The 16,068-nt window shown below is 42.7% G+C and carries 11 protein-coding genes; 7 read left to right on the top strand and 4 right to left on the bottom strand.

Annotated features, from left to right (window positions below; translation table 11 throughout):
• Positions 1-35: 35 nt before the first annotated feature.
• The 4 genes from pruA to ACM0OS_RS08275 all read right to left on the bottom strand — a co-directional run bounded on the left by pruA (position 36) and on the right by ACM0OS_RS08275 (position 10,024).
• The gene (pruA, locus tag ACM0OS_RS08290; RefSeq protein ID WP_414542696.1) at positions 36-3,062 is read right to left on the bottom strand and encodes an L-glutamate gamma-semialdehyde dehydrogenase; all 3,027 of its coding nucleotides are present in this window, start codon (positions 3,060-3,062) and stop codon (positions 36-38) included.
• 301 nt (positions 3,063-3,363) lie between these two features.
• On the bottom strand, positions 3,364-5,994 hold the full coding sequence (locus ACM0OS_RS08285) for a DNA polymerase III subunit alpha (protein ID WP_414542695.1): 2,631 nt from the start codon (positions 5,992-5,994) through the stop codon (positions 3,364-3,366).
• Positions 5,995-6,191: 197 nt separating this feature from the next.
• A complete protein-coding gene (locus ACM0OS_RS08280) occupies positions 6,192-6,569 on the bottom strand; it encodes a response regulator (protein WP_414542694.1) in 378 nt (125 codons plus the stop codon).
• Positions 6,570-6,580: 11 nt separating this feature from the next.
• Positions 6,581-10,024 (bottom strand): response regulator, encoded by a 3,444-nt coding sequence (locus ACM0OS_RS08275; protein ID WP_414542693.1) that lies wholly within the window; start codon positions 10,022-10,024, stop codon positions 6,581-6,583.
• Positions 10,025-10,472: 448 nt separating this feature from the next.
• Here ACM0OS_RS08275 and ACM0OS_RS08270 point away from each other — a divergent pair, with 448 nt between their 5' ends.
• From ACM0OS_RS08270 to ACM0OS_RS08240, 7 genes are all read left to right on the top strand, one after another.
• The gene (locus tag ACM0OS_RS08270; protein ID WP_414542692.1) at positions 10,473-11,015 is read left to right on the top strand and encodes a universal stress protein; all 543 of its coding nucleotides are present in this window, start codon (positions 10,473-10,475) and stop codon (positions 11,013-11,015) included.
• A gap of 23 nt (positions 11,016-11,038) precedes the next feature.
• Positions 11,039-11,551 carry a bidirectional hydrogenase complex protein HoxE gene (gene hoxE / locus ACM0OS_RS08265; RefSeq protein ID WP_414542691.1) on the top strand — a complete coding sequence of 171 codons (513 nt, stop codon included), beginning with the start codon at positions 11,039-11,041 and terminating at the stop codon, positions 11,549-11,551.
• Positions 11,538-13,166 carry an NADH-ubiquinone oxidoreductase-F iron-sulfur binding region domain-containing protein gene (locus tag ACM0OS_RS08260; RefSeq protein ID WP_414542690.1) on the top strand — a complete coding sequence of 543 codons (1,629 nt, stop codon included), beginning with the start codon at positions 11,538-11,540 and terminating at the stop codon, positions 13,164-13,166. The genes hoxE and ACM0OS_RS08260 overlap by 14 nt, the downstream gene beginning before the upstream one ends.
• Positions 13,167-13,397: 231 nt before the next feature.
• Positions 13,398-14,114 (top strand): bidirectional hydrogenase complex protein HoxU, encoded by a 717-nt coding sequence (hoxU, locus tag ACM0OS_RS08255; protein ID WP_414542689.1) that lies wholly within the window; start codon positions 13,398-13,400, stop codon positions 14,112-14,114.
• Complete coding sequence (locus ACM0OS_RS08250) at positions 14,102-14,674, top strand: DUF3122 domain-containing protein (RefSeq protein WP_414542688.1); 573 nt, start codon at positions 14,102-14,104, stop codon at positions 14,672-14,674. The genes hoxU and ACM0OS_RS08250 overlap by 13 nt, the downstream gene beginning before the upstream one ends.
• A gap of 73 nt (positions 14,675-14,747) precedes the next feature.
• The gene (locus ACM0OS_RS08245; RefSeq protein ID WP_414542687.1) at positions 14,748-15,293 is read left to right on the top strand and encodes an oxidoreductase; all 546 of its coding nucleotides are present in this window, start codon (positions 14,748-14,750) and stop codon (positions 15,291-15,293) included.
• Between the two features lie 73 nt (positions 15,294-15,366).
• The gene (locus ACM0OS_RS08240; RefSeq protein ID WP_414542686.1) at positions 15,367-15,981 is read left to right on the top strand and encodes a CP12 domain-containing protein; all 615 of its coding nucleotides are present in this window, start codon (positions 15,367-15,369) and stop codon (positions 15,979-15,981) included.
• Positions 15,982-16,068 lie beyond the last annotated feature (87 nt).

Here is a 16,068-nt window from a genome sequence, read left to right as displayed (position 1 = left end):
GTCCCCTTATCCCCTTATCCCCTTCCACTCCCTAATTACTCCGCCCCTTCAATGGGTGCAAAACCCTGGCGTTGGATATTTTCTGTGATCGTACGTGGTTCTAGGAATTGCAAGAGATAATCAGGGCCTCCAGCTTTAGAACCCACACCAGAAAGTTTGAATCCTCCAAAGGGTTGGCGGGCCACTATAGCACCTGTAATATTGCGGTTAATATACAGATTACCAATTTCAAAGTCTTCCTGGGCTTGTTGAATATGGGAAGGCGTTCTTGAGTAAAGTCCCCCAGTTAAAGCATAGTTTGTACCGTTAGCAACAGCTAAAGCTTCGGTAAAATCTTTCACCTTAGTAACTGCTAACACTGGGCCAAAAATTTCTTGCTGGGCAATGATCGCATCGGGTGCTACTTCACTAAAGATCACTGGGCCGATAAAATAACCGTGTTCTGGTGCTGGTAATGCCAACGCCAACTGTGCTTCAGCCTTACCCTTCTCAATATATTCCAGAATGCGATCGCGGGCATTGGCATCAATTACTGGCCCCACTTGAGTACTTGGTAACTCCGCCTCACCAATATTTAAGGATTTTGTCGCCTCAACCAACCGCCGCACAAAGGCTTCATAAATCGGTTGCACCACAATCACCCTGGAACAAGCAGAACATTTTTGGCCACTGTAACCAAACGCCGATTGCACTACCCCCACAACAGCTTGGTCTAAATCAGCACTTTCATCCACGATAATGGCATTCTTACCGCCCATTTCGGCAATTACCCGCTTCATGTGCTTTTGTCCCGGTTTGAGAGTAGCGGCTTCGGCATAAATCCGACAACCAACTTCCTGAGAACCAGTAAAAGCAATAATGTGAGTATCAGGATGATTTACCAAATAAGCACCGACTTGGGAACCCTTACCAGGCACGTATTGAAATACACCCTTAGGAATACCAGCCTCAATTAAAATTTCCGTCAACTTAGCAGTAATCACAGAAGAAGTTTCCGCAGGTTTGAGCAAAGTACAATTACCCGCAACCAAAGCAGCAACAGTCATTCCACAGGCGATCGCCAACGGGAAATTCCAAGGAGAAATCACCACAGCAATTCCCCTCGGCTGGTAAATATAACGATTAGTTTCCCCCGCCACGTCATAAACGACACCAGCATCCAACCGTTCCATTTCCTCAGCATAATAGCGACAGAAATCTATCGCCTCAGAAACCTCAGCATCAGCCTCCTTAACAGGTTTCCCCACCTCCAAAACAATCCAAGCCGATAATTCCGCCCGACGTACTTCCATTAAATCAGCCGCCTTTCGCAGAACCCCAGCCCGTTCCTTTACAGGAGTCTTCCGCCAACCAGGAAACGCCGCCTTAGCCGCCCGCATAGCCGCTTGTGCCTGTTCCACACTCATCAAACCAACCTTACCCACCACCTCACTAAAATTAGAAGGATTCAGCGAATCCACAGACTCAGAAGTCTCAACATACTCCCCATCAATCAAAGGAAGATAAGTTTTACCTAATTCCCCACGCACCGCCTTAAAAGCCTCAGCCGCAATCCTTATTTCTTCTACTTCCGCATAATCCGTATCCGCCGCCCCAAAAAACCCCCCTTCTTCTCCGCGACTTTGCGCGCCAGTTGCTACAAGTCGGGGAACCCGCCCAACGCACTGGCTTGCCTTTGCGTGAGCTAAATCCACCTCCGGCCGCGCCAACAACTCCTCAATCGGCCTATTTTCCAAATTTTGCCGTAGAAACGAACTATTAGCCGTATTTTCCAACAACCGCCGAATCAGATAAGCCATCCCCGGTAACAACTCACCATAAGGACAATAAACCCTCACCCGATAACCCTGATCCACTAAAGCCTTAGCCAGCTTATCCCCCATTCCATACAACACCTGCATTTCAAAATTACGCCGGGGGACATTCAAACTTTCAGCAATAGCAATAGCCACAGCTTGCGATCGCACATTATGACTACCAATGGCAGCATATACATATTGATGATTTTCTAGCAATAACTGAGTAATAGCTTCAAAATTGGCATCTGTAGCCGCCTTATCGTTATAAACAGGCTGTGGCCAATGCTTTTGTTCAGCCTTAATGGTTTCCTGATCCCAATATGCCCCCTTCACCAACCGAATAGTCAAGGGATAACCGCGCTGCTGCAACCAAGCAATCAACTTTTTAGTATCCTCATAACTATCACGCAGATATGCTTGAATAGTCATCCCAACATCTGTGCGTTGCCTAAACTCATCTTCCAACAACAGCTTTTGCAGAATATTCAGAGTTAAATCCTTGTAGGCATACTGTTCCATATCAAAATGCACAGATGCGCCCAATTCTTTCGCACGACGTAACAAAATGCGAATGCGATCGCTTACTTTTTCCTCACTACCCTTAGCATCTAACGGGTCAAATTGCGAATAAAACGCCGTTAACTTCACCGAAACCTGAACCTTTGGTAGCGCTTCGCCATCAGCCTCATCAATAGCCGGAATTTTAGACCAATTTTTCGACGCTTCCACCAATTGTTGCATTAATTCTAAATAGCGTTCTAAATAAGACTGCGCTTCCGCTTCAGTAATTACCGCCTCACCCAGCAAATCGATAGTGAACGCCATTTTGTCTTTTCGCAGCCGTTCAACTGTCTTGATGACTTGTTTAATATTTTCTCCAGAAATATATTTATGCGCCAAAGTTTCCACAGCTGTAGAAACAGTAGTCGCCGCAACTTGTCCCGGCATAGAATCAGGGTTAGCAAAGTTCAGCATTCCCTTGAGGGCTGCGGGTAATTCGACAGACTCATCTCCTAAATATTCTTGTAAATGCGCCGCAATTTCGGGCTTACTACCCAAAGCAGGTAGTGTGTCTATAAAGCGGAATAATTGCACCCGCAATCCAGGATTACTCATGGCCCAAGCGAGTAATTTATCATCCCAGCGCATCTGATCGCGGAGGGAACCTAAAAACGAACGATTTTCCTGAGTTGCGGCTAGAAGCTGTTTAGCAATTTCTTGAGTTTTAGCTTCGTAAGTGCTGGTTTGTACTTGTATTACCACTGATAACTCCTTGTTTGGGGTTTAGAGGCTGTGGGGAATAGGGACTGGTTTTCCCTCCCTCATCCCCCCTTATTGTGACTCTTTCAATTCGCTGTCACCATATTTAAAACCTATCGTTGTAAGTAAGTCGGCGAGAAAAAATCAAACTATGTTAAGCAATGTAAAATAATTAAAATTCATTTCGTAGTAAGGGCTGAAGCCCTTATTTGAGGACTAAAGTCCTCACTACAAACCTTTAATTATTTACTTCGTCTTACTTAGGGAAGGGGTTGGGGTTAGGTTCCGTCGAACTGATGTCAGATTACTTTGGTAAGCCATGAACTTGCATTAAATCTAAACTTTGGGCAAATATTTCATCAATTGGCAACATTTGTCCCTCAGTAGTCATAAATTTATGGTCTTTTGTCGCCCGAATTATTGAACCATCTTCTAAAGCATACTCAAATACTTCTTGTTGTCCGCGATTGTGCCATTGGGCAATGGGTTGGGTGTAAACATTACCATGACTATCAACACTGTATACACTACATTCAATATTTTTTTCGACAATCTCCCCAATGGGAATCAAGCCATATTCTACTGTTAATATTTCCGTGTCATAACTTAAGCAATATTCAGCAAACTTCAACATTTGCTCAAATAATTCATCAGCTACTTGTTTTTTAACTCCATTTTTTGCCGCACCATCGACAAATTTTTCTCGCTGTTTTTGCATTTCTGCAACTTTCTTTTTACCCATTGCACGACGCAACAAGTCAGCTTGTCCTAAAGAATATCCAGCCATATCTTGAGCAATTTTCATAATCTGCTCTTGATAAACCATAATTCCATAGGTTTCATTTAAGACGGGTTCGAGAATGGGACTTTGATAGTCTATGCTTTCTCTGCCGTGTTTACGATTTATAAATTTAGGAATTAGTCCGGCATCCAAGGGGCCTGGTCGATACAATGCCAAAATTGAAGAAATATCTTCGATGTTAGAAGGTTTCAAATCTCGGACAATTTGCCGCATTCCCGAAGATTCTAATTGAAATATTCCTTCTAAGTCGCCGGCTTCTAAAAGTTCATAGGATTTTTTGACATCTTTAGGTAGGGTGGTATGTTCACCTTTAGCTAGTATCTTTTGCGCTTTTCTTTCTTGACTTGTAATTTCATCTGGGTCAATGCGATAGCCACTAGTTTGTTCAATTAAGTCAATTGTTCTTTGAATTAATGTCAGGTTCCGCAAACCCAAAAAGTCCATTTTCAATAGACCCATTGATTCCAAGTCTTCCATAAAATACTGGGTAATCACTGAGCCGTCATTATTTCTTTGGAGTGGAACAATTTCATCGAGGGGGTCAGCGGAAATCACAACCCCGGCTGCATGAACACCAAAGGTTTTATTAGTACCTTCAATTCGCATTGCCATATCTAACCAATGGCGGACATGGGGTTCATTATCATATTTTGCTTTAAACTCTGGTGCTGGGGTGGCATCAGAAACCATCACTTTAAGTTTGGTGGGTTTACCCCGCACTACGGGAATTAATTTCGCCATTTTGTCGGATTCGCCGTAAGGAATATTCAACACTCTGGCGACATCTTTTAAAACAGCTTTGGAAGTTAAACGGTTAAAGGTAATGATTTGAGCAACCCGATCTTTGCCGTATTTCTCAGTTACATATTCAATAACTTTATCTCGTTTTTCAATGCAGAAATCTGTATCAATATCCGGCATTGATTTACGTTCTGGGTTCAAGAATCGCTCGAATAGTAACCCATGATGTACTGGGTCAATATTGGTAATTCGCATGGCATAGGCAACTAAGGAACCAGCAGCCGAACCACGACCAGGCCCCACGGGAATATTATTATCTCTGGCAAATTTGATGTAGTCCCACACTACTAAAAAGTAGGTAGAAAAACCCATTTTTTGTAGCATTTTTAATTCATATTCCAATCTTTCTTTGTAGACTGGATCGACTTCGCTGCGAGATTTGCGATTTAATCTTTCTAATAATCCTTGCCAAGCGACTTCTTCGGCGTATGTGTCTGGTGTGTGACCAGAAGGAATGGGTGGTGTGGGGATTTGCGGCTCACCCATGATGTTGTAAGGCTCGACTTTATCGGCTACTTCTTCAGTAGTGGCTACAGCTTCGGCAATCACATCATCAGTTAAATGGTCACGAAATAACAGGTGCATTTCGGCGGCAGATTTGAGATATTCTGTGCCGCTATAACGCATTCGATTATCTTCAACAATTAGCTTGCCTGTTTGAATACATAATAATGCGTCGTGAGCTTCTACATCGAAACAAGAGATAAAATGAGAATCATTTGTAGCAATAATTTTAATATCTAATTCTCGCGCAATTTTAACGATTTCTACATTAACAATGCGGTCTTCTTGGGAACCGTGGTCTTGAATTTCTAAATAATAATCATCACCAAAAACATCTTTATACCATTTGGCAACTTTACGCGCGGCATCTGGTCTACCACTAAGAATTGCTTGGGGAATTTCTCCACCTAAACAAGCACTAGTAACAATTAAACCTTCATGATATTGTTTGAGTAAATCTTTATTAATACAAGGACGAGAAAAAATACCTTTACCTTGTACACCTTGGAGGTGGGAAATAGTGGTTAATTTAACTAAGTGTTTATAACCTTGGGTATTTTTTGCTAAAACAACTTGATGATATTTAGGACGGCGTTCTTGCTTTTCGATATCGCCGTTAATAATATACATTTCATTGCCAATAATTGGCTTAATATTCTTACTACGACAGATTTTAATTAATTCCACAGCACCATACATGACACCATGATCAGTGAGGGCGATCGCTTTCATTCCCAAGGCGATCGCTTGATCTACCAACTCTGGTAGCTGACTCGCCCCATCCAGCAAGCTGTAGTCACTGTGAATATGTAATGGCACAAACGACATATACGGCTCCCCGAACTAGTAATACAATTGTACTAATATTTAACCAGCAGGTTACAGATAACTCTGACCTGCTGAATTACGAATTAGCACAACGGAATATTTAGATTAACTTGTTTGGGAAAATTTCACTTCCGCGATGTATGTTCTAATAATCACATGGGTTGCATTGTCTAGCATTTAGCCAACCGCTAGTTTTTTCAATTCCAACCCAGTGCTGTAGCCACCTCACCAGCTAATTCTAAAGGATTGAACGGTTTAGCGATCGCTGTAATTATTCCCATCTGAGCATATCTTTGACGATCAACACTTTGAATTTTCGCAGTTAATAAAATTACCGGAATGCCTTTAGTTGATGGATTTGCCTGTAGTCGTTCAAAGGTAGTAATACCATCCATATCTGGCATCATCACATCCAGCAAAATCGCATCTGGTTGGCAAGCCTCGGCTTGAGTTATCCCCTCTTTCCCCGAACTCGCTGTCACCACGTCCCAACCGGCAACGGTTTCCAGACAAATCTTGGCCACTTCTTGAATATATTGTTCGTTATCAACTACTAAAATTCGCTTTATTGTCATTGGTCATTCATCTATTTTAATTTGGCTGTGGTCTCAGCACTAAGAATAGGTAAAGCCAAGTAAAATGTACTACCTTCACCCAACATACTCTCTGCCCAGATACTCCCGCCATGTTGTTGCACAATGCTTTGGCAAATTGCCAGGCCTAAACCTGTCCCATCATGGTTGCGGGAATCTGAAGAATCAACTTGTTGAAAGCGCTCAAAGATACTTCCAAGTTTATCTGTTGGTATACCACGTCCGGTGTCTTGAATGATTACTAATACCTCATCTCCTTGCTGTTGTGTCGTCAACGACACTTTAGATCCAGCAGAGGAAAATTTAATTGCATTACTTAGTAGATTAGTCAACGTTTGGACAATACGATCCGGATCTGCCCATATCTGGAGGGGTGAGCTAGAGATAGATAAAGTTACTTCTGCTTTATGGGCCAGAGGCTGCATGAGACTGACAGCTGAATTAATTAGTTCGGCAAGATTACAGGTTTTGTGTTCCATTTTTACCTTGCCTGACTCAATGCGCTCAATATCCAGAATGTCATTAATTAAACGTACTAAACGCTCAGTACTATCGGTAGCAATTTGCAGTAGGCGTTGGCCCTGTGGCGAGTCTGGCTTGAGTAAGCCACTGGCTAACATTCCTAAAGAGCCGTGAATTGAAGTTAGAGGTGTGCGGAGTTCATGACTGACAACAGAAACAAACTCATCTTTCATTCGATCAATTTGCTTGCGTTCTGTGATATCACGCAATATTACAGTATAAAAAAACTCGCTTCCTAAATGAAATTTAGAAATAGAAGCCTCCGCGGGAAATTCAGTTCCATCTTGACGACGACCAAATATTTCTCGCCGTTCTCCCATGCGACGGGCGAGACTGGGTGATTGCCCAAAGTCAACTACGTGGTGACGGTGTGCCTCGGCAAAACCCATAGGTAACAGCACATCAAGCTTCTGCCCAATTATGTCATGGGCAGTGTAGCCAAAAATTTTCTCGGCACCTTGATTAAACAAGGTAATATATTGGCTGCTATCAATAGAAATAATGGCATCATCAGCAATATCTAAAATTCGTGCCAATCGCACTTGCGATATGCGTAATATTTCTTCGATGCGCTGGCGTTCATTCAGCTGTGATTGTAACTGACGATTGACATTGACTAACTCGGCTGTGCGCTCTGCTACTCTTAATTCCAGTTCATTATTAGCTTGCTGTAGTGCGGCTTCAGCTAATTGGCCATTTTTTCGCAGTAGTTCACGATCGCGTTGATTACGCAAGGCGACAATGCCATATGATAAATTTTCTCCTAGTTCGTCTAACAGTTTGACTTCATCGACATCAAAAGCATTTGGTTCGCCAGCATAAATACTCAAAGCGCCGAAAGCTTTACCATCAGCTTTGAGAGGTAAAGCGATTAACGCGGCATAGCCTCGTTGGTTAGCCTGACAACGCCAAATCTCATACTTGGGATTCAGAGAAATGTTTTGAATAATGGAAATTTCACTAGTACGAATAGCTGTTCCGATGGGGCCTTGTCCATTAACAGTATCCGACCAAGTGAGGTTAAGAGATTGCAAGTATCCATCTTCATAACCTGCTTGGGCCAATGGAAGGATCTTTTTTTCAGGATCATTTTCCGCAAAACCAACCCAAGCCAGCCGATACCCTCCGATTTCCACAAGAATTTGGCAAATTTTTTCTAGTAAATCATTCTCTTGGGTAGCGCGAATAATTACTTGATTGCAACTACTCAAAGTCTGAAGTGTACGATTTACCCGCCGGATTTCTGCCTCTATTTCTTGATACTGAGTAATTTCCCGGCTAATTGCTGATGAGGGAGATGGGGAAGCATAGTTATTCTTGTCCCCTTGTCCCCCTTGTCCCCCTTGTCCCCCTTGTCCCTCACTCCCCACTTTTTGGGAGACGCGACGCAGCAGTTTGACTCGTTCTAAGCGATTGATAATACGAGTTACTAGTTCTGGGCCGATGATGGGTTTGTTAACAAAGTCATCTGCACCAACACTAAAAACTTGATTTAGTATTTCGGCATCGCTGTGAACGGTGAGAAATAAAATTGGTAATTCACTCCAACTGAGATCATGACGTACTTCCTGACAAAGTTCTAGACCACCGATGTGAGGCATTTCTATATCTAAAATCAATAAGTCTGGGGCTACGGTGGTCAAGGTTTCCCAAAACTGGCGTGGGTCATTGAGGGTAATTACTTGCAATCCCCAAGGAGGAAGTAAAGTTTGTAACAAGGCAAGAATTTGCGGATCGTCGTCTACAGCTAAGATTTTGGCTTCTGCTTGGGCTAAGTTGTTTTTTAAAGTGCCATCCCCAGGCAGTTCTGCTGGGGTTTTTGGTAAGTTTGTTGTTGAATCTGCCTTAGCGGTGATTTCTTGGCGTAGTAGCTTTATCCAATTTTGTAAGTTAGCTATGTCATCGGATTGCCAGGGTTGATTTGATTTCAATAACTGCTCAATTTGACGTGCTAACCTGGAGCCTTCGGGTAAACCAAAAGTACCTAAAGATCCCGCCAAGGTATGTGCTTCTTTGACTGCTGGCGACAATCTTTCATGCATATCAGACAATTTTAAACCCATCTGAATTAAAGCGATCGCCTGCTCTATTATCCTCACCTGTTCATCTACTCGCCCTTGAAATTTCTGCCAAATTCCGGCTATTGCAGTTAATGTTTGTTCTGGCGTCGGTAATTCTTGTGGAGGTTGAGATTTTTGAGCTTTTGGCTGTTCTACTTCTGGGTTTTTCTTGGCTTCTTCTTCCTGCTGTTTGAGTCGATAACCAATTCCATATACTGTTTCAATTAAATCACTGGGCGCTCCCACAGCTTTGAGTTTTTGCCGTAATCCTTTAATATGCGTGCGAACTGCTTCTTCTCCTGGGGTGTCTTCATAAGACCATAAATGTTCCAAAATCATGCCACAGCTAAATACCCGGCGATGATTTCGCAAAAATAGTTCTAATAGTGCATATTCTTTGGGAGTTAGTGATAATAAATTGTCAGCATAATGGACTTCACAACTACTAGGATCAAGCTGTAAATTTCCCCACTCTAATATTGGTTGTACTGTCGTCCCGCTGCGACGCAATAAAGCCCGCACTCTCGCTACTAACTCTTCTTGTTCAAAGGGTTTGACTACATAGTCATCTGCACCTGCATCTAGACCAATGGCTTTCTCGTGACTACTATTACACCCTGTTAATAACAGGACAGGCATTTGCCGACCACTAGAGCGAATTTTACGACAAAGACTAATGCCATCTAGCTTAGGTAGCATTATGTCTGAAAGAATTAAATCATAGTCGTAAGTTTCAATTAAATCCCAAGCCATGTCACCATCATGAGCAACTTCTACTGCATAGTTCTGGTTGCTCAAAATGGCACTAAGGACATAAGAATTTAACTCGTCATCTTCAACAACTAAAATTCTCATATAAATATATTCCAGGCTCTATTTATGTACAAAATCTTAATAAAATAAAAGTTCATATTCAGCGGCTCTAGCCTTGGAAAATCTGGCAAGAGAGCGATAAATCGCTCACTACAAACAAAAATTTATTTTATATTTAATTGTGTCTACTTATTTAACAATAATTAACAAAATGTGATTATTTATCAATTTTCAAAAAATGTATAGCCAGCCGATTACTCATAGATGTAAGAAAAAATAACTCATTATAGATTGGTTACCGTCTTCACAAGTTCCTCAAATTGTTGTTCTATAACTTAAGTGTAGGGAGAGGAGGTTTGATACATCATACAAGCTAACTACTAAAATTTTTGAGGATAATTACCAAAAGACAGATGTAGATTTGGCAATTTGTGTCAATTCTATTTCTAAAAATTAAAAACTCAATTATCAGTAAAAACTAGAGGTATATATGCTAAAAAAAATTCTCGTTGCATTGGATCGCTCACAGATAGGTCAACAAGTTTTTGAGGAAGCATTAGCTTTAGCTAAATTAACACAAGCCCACTTATTACTATTACATGTTCTCGCACCAGAAGAAGGAGGTAGTTCCTATTTACCTATGTTATACAACATAGACTACTATCCCCGACTGAACAGTCAAAATTTCGAGTTATATCAACAACAGTGGAATAGCTTGAAACAAGAAAGTTTACAAATGCTGCAATCTTTCAGCGCCCAAGCCAATACAGTAGGAATTACTACAGAATTTGCTCAACCCCTTGGTGATCCTGGTCGTACAATCTGTAAGTTAGCGATTAATTGGGGTGCTGACTTAATTATCATGGGTCGTCATGGTCGCTCTGGGCTAGCGGAAATGTTGCTGGGTAGTGTGAGTAGCTATGTTGTCCATCACGCACCTTGTTCGGTTCATATTGTCCAACGCCCAATTATGCATCAAGATTTGGAAAAAGTTGTCACAAAATCTACCACTGTAGCCAGTTCAAGTGAGTAAAACAACTTAGATGCGAGATTGTGATGAAAGCGGCTCTTCCCCCAAATCATGCTCCAGCCAAAACCGATAAACGCTGGAAAATCCTAGACGTTACCATCAAGCGTCATCAGTATCAGCAAAACGCCTTAATTGAAATTCTCCATCAAGCCCAAGAACTCTTTGGCTACTTAGAAACCGATTTATTACTGGAAATTGCCCATAAATTAAAATTACCACCCAGTCGAGTTTATGGTGTAGCTACCTTCTATCACTTATTTTCCCTCGCACCCCCAGGAGTTCATACTTGTGTGGTGTGTACAGGTACAGCTTGTTATGTCAAAGGTGCTACAGCCATCTTGTCTCACCTAGAACAAGAGACTCACATCAAAGCTGGTGAAACCACGGAAAATGGTCAACTTTCACTACTGACATCAAGATGTTTGGGGGCTTGTGGAAGCGCGCCTGCGGTAGTATTTGACGGCGCAGTCTTAGGATATCAAACCCCAGAATCAGTTAGCGATCGCATCCAAGGATGGCTCAAAGATGGAACTGACTGAATTACTAGAAATAGCCCAAAAAGAAGGTTCCCAGCAAAAACCTGTGCAGATTCGTTGCTGCATCGCAGCTGGTTGCTTATCTGCTAACTCCCAAGCAGTGAAACAACAACTAGAAGCAGCTGTTACAGCAGCAGAATTGGCGGAAACAGTCCAAGTTTCCGGTGTTGGTTGTATGCGCTTGTGTTGTCAAGGGCCATTGGTGGAAGTGGAGACTGGGGAAAAAGTGGATAATGCTTCGTCATCCGCCTCCACCGATTCCCAATTGTACGAAAAAGTCACCCCAGAAGATGCACCTGCAATTATTGCCACTCTGCATGGACAAGCCGCAACTGTGCAGCAGGGAAGTCTGACGCAGCCATTTTTTGCAGGACAGATGCCCATTGTGTTGGAAAATAGCGGCAAAATTGATCCAGAACGCATTCAAGCTTATATTGCGGCTGAAGGTTATCAAGCTCTTTACCACGTGCTGCGGGAGATGACTCCCAGTGAGGTGGTAGATACAATTACCCGTAGTGGTTTAAGAGGACGTGGCGGTGCTGGTTATCCCACAGGTTTGAAGTGGGCGACTGTTGCTAAAGCCAAAGGTGAGCGTAAATTTGTGATCTGTAACGCTGATGAAGGCGATCCTGGTGCATTTATGGATCGGAGTGTCATGGAAAGTGACCCTCATCGCGTTTTAGAAGGCATGGCGATCGCCGCCTACGCTGTGGGTGCCAGTCAAGGTTATATTTATATTCGGGCAGAATATCCCATTGCGATCAATCGTCTGCAAACTGCCATTCGCCAAGCTCAACATCTGGGTATGTTAGGCAGTCAAATCTTTGAGTCTCCCTTTGATTTTAAAATTGATATCCGCATCGGTGCTGGGGCTTATGTTTGCGGTGAAGAAACTGCCCTCATGGCTTCTATTGAAGGAAAACGTGGTACTCCTCATCCCCGTCCCCCCTATCCGGCTGAATCTGGTTTGTGGGGTTATCCTACCTTAATTAACAATGTGGAAACCTTTGCCAATATTGCACCCATTATTCGCAAAGGCGCTGACTGGTTTGCCAGTATCGGTACAGAAAAAAGCAAAGGTACAAAAGTTTTTGCCCTAGCTGGTAAAGTCCGCAATACAGGTTTAATTGAAGTGCCAATGGGTACTTCTTTACGGCAGATTGTCGAAGAAATGGGCGGCGGTGTCCCAGATGACGGGATCACCAAAGCCGTACAAACAGGAGGCCCTTCTGGGGGATGTATTCCCGCATCAGCTTTTGATACACCTGTAGATTATGAATCCTTGAGCAACCTTGGTTCTATCATGGGTTCCGGTGGCATGATCGTCATGGATCAAAGTACCAATATGGTGGATGTCGCCCGGTTCTTCATGGAGTTTTGCATGGACGAATCCTGTGGTAAGTGTATTCCCTGCCGAGTTGGCACTGTGCAGTTACATGGACTACTAACCAAGATTCGTGAAGGTAAAGCATCTCTAGCTGACTTGGAACTACTAGAAGAACTGTGTGACATGGTACAAAACACCAGTTTATGCGGTTTAGGACAATCTGCACCCAATCCGGTATTTAGTACTTTGCGCTATTTCCGAGATGAGTATTTGGCTTTGATTAGGAATTAGCCCTTTTCTATCACTCTGGAGAAAGAAAAATAAATGTAGGTTGGGTAGAACGTAGTGAAACCCAACAATAACAAAGTCTTTGGGTGTTGGGTTTCGCTGTGCTTAACCCAACCTACGCCTAAATTGATAACTTGAAAAATAAGGGTTTTAGATTTTTCTAAGCGCGATAGTGATTAAAGAGGATTAGGGACTAGGAATTGGAGATTATTTTAATTACGAATTACTATATTTATGACTGTAAAAACTTTGACAATAGATGGTCAATTAATCAGCGCCCGTGAAGAGGAAACTTTACTGGAAACGGCGGCGGATGCTGGTATTCATATTCCTACATTGTGTCATTTAGAGGGTGTGGAGAATGTGGGTGCTTGTCGGTTGTGTTTGGTGGAAATTGCCGGAAGTAGTAAACTCCAACCAGCCTGTGTGACTAAAGTTACTGAAGGCATGGAAGTAAAGACAACGAGCGATCGCCTGCAAAGATATCGGCGCACTATTGTAGAAATGCTGTTTGCTGAAGGTAATCACATTTGCTCGGTGTGTGTGGCTAATGGCAATTGTGAACTGCAAGACTTAGCTATTGAAATGGGCATGGATCATGTGCGTTTAGAGTACCATTTCCCCCATCGCCAAGTTGATATTTCTCACGATCGCTTTGGTATTGACCACAACCGTTGTGTTCTTTGTACACGTTGTGTCCGGGTTTGTGACGAAATCGAAGGCGCTCATACTTGGGATATGGCGGGGAGGGGGACAAACTCTCATGTGATTACCGATTTAAATCAGCCTTGGGGAACTTCCTCAACTTGTACTTCCTGCGGTAAATGCGTTAATGCTTGTCCGACAGGGGCAATTTTTGACAAAGGTTCCAGTGTCGGCGAAATGAAACGCGATCGCGCCACACTCGATTTTCTAGTTACCGCCAGGGAAAAACAACAATGGAATTTTTAACAGGAGATAAACCAATGTTTCGCCGACGTATCCGATTTATCCAAAAAATATTTTGGTGGCTACTACTACTGGCAATATTGACTACATATATATTCTTCGGTTTAGGAAGCCTCACATCCCAGACAGTAATTGCTGCTGTCAACAAGTTAGAACCAGCACCTGGAGAACTAGTTTATCGCGCACAGACAAAATTAGACGATCAATCAGGTAATGTTTGGCAGGTTGTTTTATTTAAGCAAGTTTACCCAGGTCAAGCAACAACTGTAAACCTGCGACTAGTGGGGTTTCCCGGCTATGCAGAACTGATTCATCCCCAACCCTTAAAAATCACTACTTCCACAGGTAAAGTCTTAACTGCTAACGATGTTTTCTTAGACGAAGCACCAGCACCCACCATTGGTCAATATGACTTCAAAGACATCTTACCCCAACTACCAACTGAGCCGCTAATGCTGAGTTTACCTTTACCGGGTAAAAACTCTATCAACATCTCAGTTCCTCAATCTGTAGTTCAAGAATGGCAATTGGTGATGGGGAATGGGGAGATGAGGAGAATCTGATTTCCAGACTGATTCGCTTGTAGTAAGGGCTTTACCCCTGTTTTTATACAACTTCAATGCTCACTAGCATATTATGGCTCGTTTGAAATTAGCAACAGTATGGTTAGGTGGCTGTTCTGGCTGTCATATGTCCTTTCTCGACTTGGACGAATGGCTAATTGATTTAGCTGCACAGGTGGATTTGGTTTATAGTCCCTTCGCTGATATTAAAGAATATCCCCAAGGTGTGGATGTGGTTTTAGTCGAAGGTGCGATCGCCAACGAAGAACACCTGCAAATGATTGAGATTGTGCGGGAACGTTCCCAAATATTGGTTTCCTTTGGTGATTGTGCTGTAACTGGCAATGTCACCGCTTTACGTAATCCTTTAGGTAGTGCAGAACCTGTGCTTCAGCGTTCTTATATAGAAGCAGTGGATATTCATCCTCAAGTTCCCCAAGAACCGGGTATTGTACCCACCTTACTAGACCGCGTGACACCCGTACATAGTGTAGTCCCAGTTGATATTTATTTACCCGGTTGTCCACCCTCAGCCACTCGCATTAAAGCTGCATTGGAACCACTGTTAAAGGGCGAAATGCCACGGCTTGAAGGACGTGAATTTATCAAGTTTGGTTAACTTCACAAGTTACTCAAACTCTTTATCTAAGTTGAAGGTGTGGCAATCGTAATTAGAAAATTGGGAGATTATTATGTTGAAAGCATCTGACATTATGACTAAAGATGTTGCCACGATTCGTAGTTCAGCGACAGTAGCCGAGGCTGTGAAATTAATGCGGGCTAGAGACTGGCGATCGCTCATTGTAGATCGTCGTCACGCACAAGACGCTTACGGCATTATTAGTGAGAGCGATATTGTATATAAAGTCATTGCCTACGGTAAAGATCCTGGCAAAGTCCGTATATATGAAGTCATGACCAAACCTTGTATTGTCATTAATCCTGACCTTGGTGTCGAATACGTAGCCAGATTATTTGCTGATCATCATTTACACAGAGCGCCAGTGATTCAGGGTGAGTTACTAGGTATAATTTCACTCACAGATATTGTGGCGCAGAGTGACTTTTTAGAACAACCCCACTCAATATTGTTAGAGCAACAGCTACAAGACGAAATCAAAAAAGCCCGTGCTGTTTGCGCTCAAAAAGGTATTCATTCTGAAGAATGCGCCGCCGCCTGGGATGTCATCGAAGAACTGCAATCAGAAATGGCACACCAACGATCTGAAAAAATTCATACAACCGCCTTTGAAGATTACTGCGACGAGTATCCAGAAGCATTAGAAGCCAGAATTTATGAGATGTAATAGAAGGGAGTCTTGAGTGGAAGGGGACAAGGGGACAAGGGGACAAGGGGACAAGGGGACAAGGAGACAAGGGGACAAGGGGACAAG

Origin of the sequence: Nostoc sp. CCY0012, assembly GCF_963920855.1 — a bacterium.
Taxonomy (GTDB): Bacteria; Cyanobacteriota; Cyanobacteriia; order Cyanobacteriales; family Nostocaceae; genus Cyanocohniella.
The sequence above is the reverse complement of the archived record's forward strand: the minus strand, read 5'-3'. Positions and strand labels throughout refer to the sequence as shown.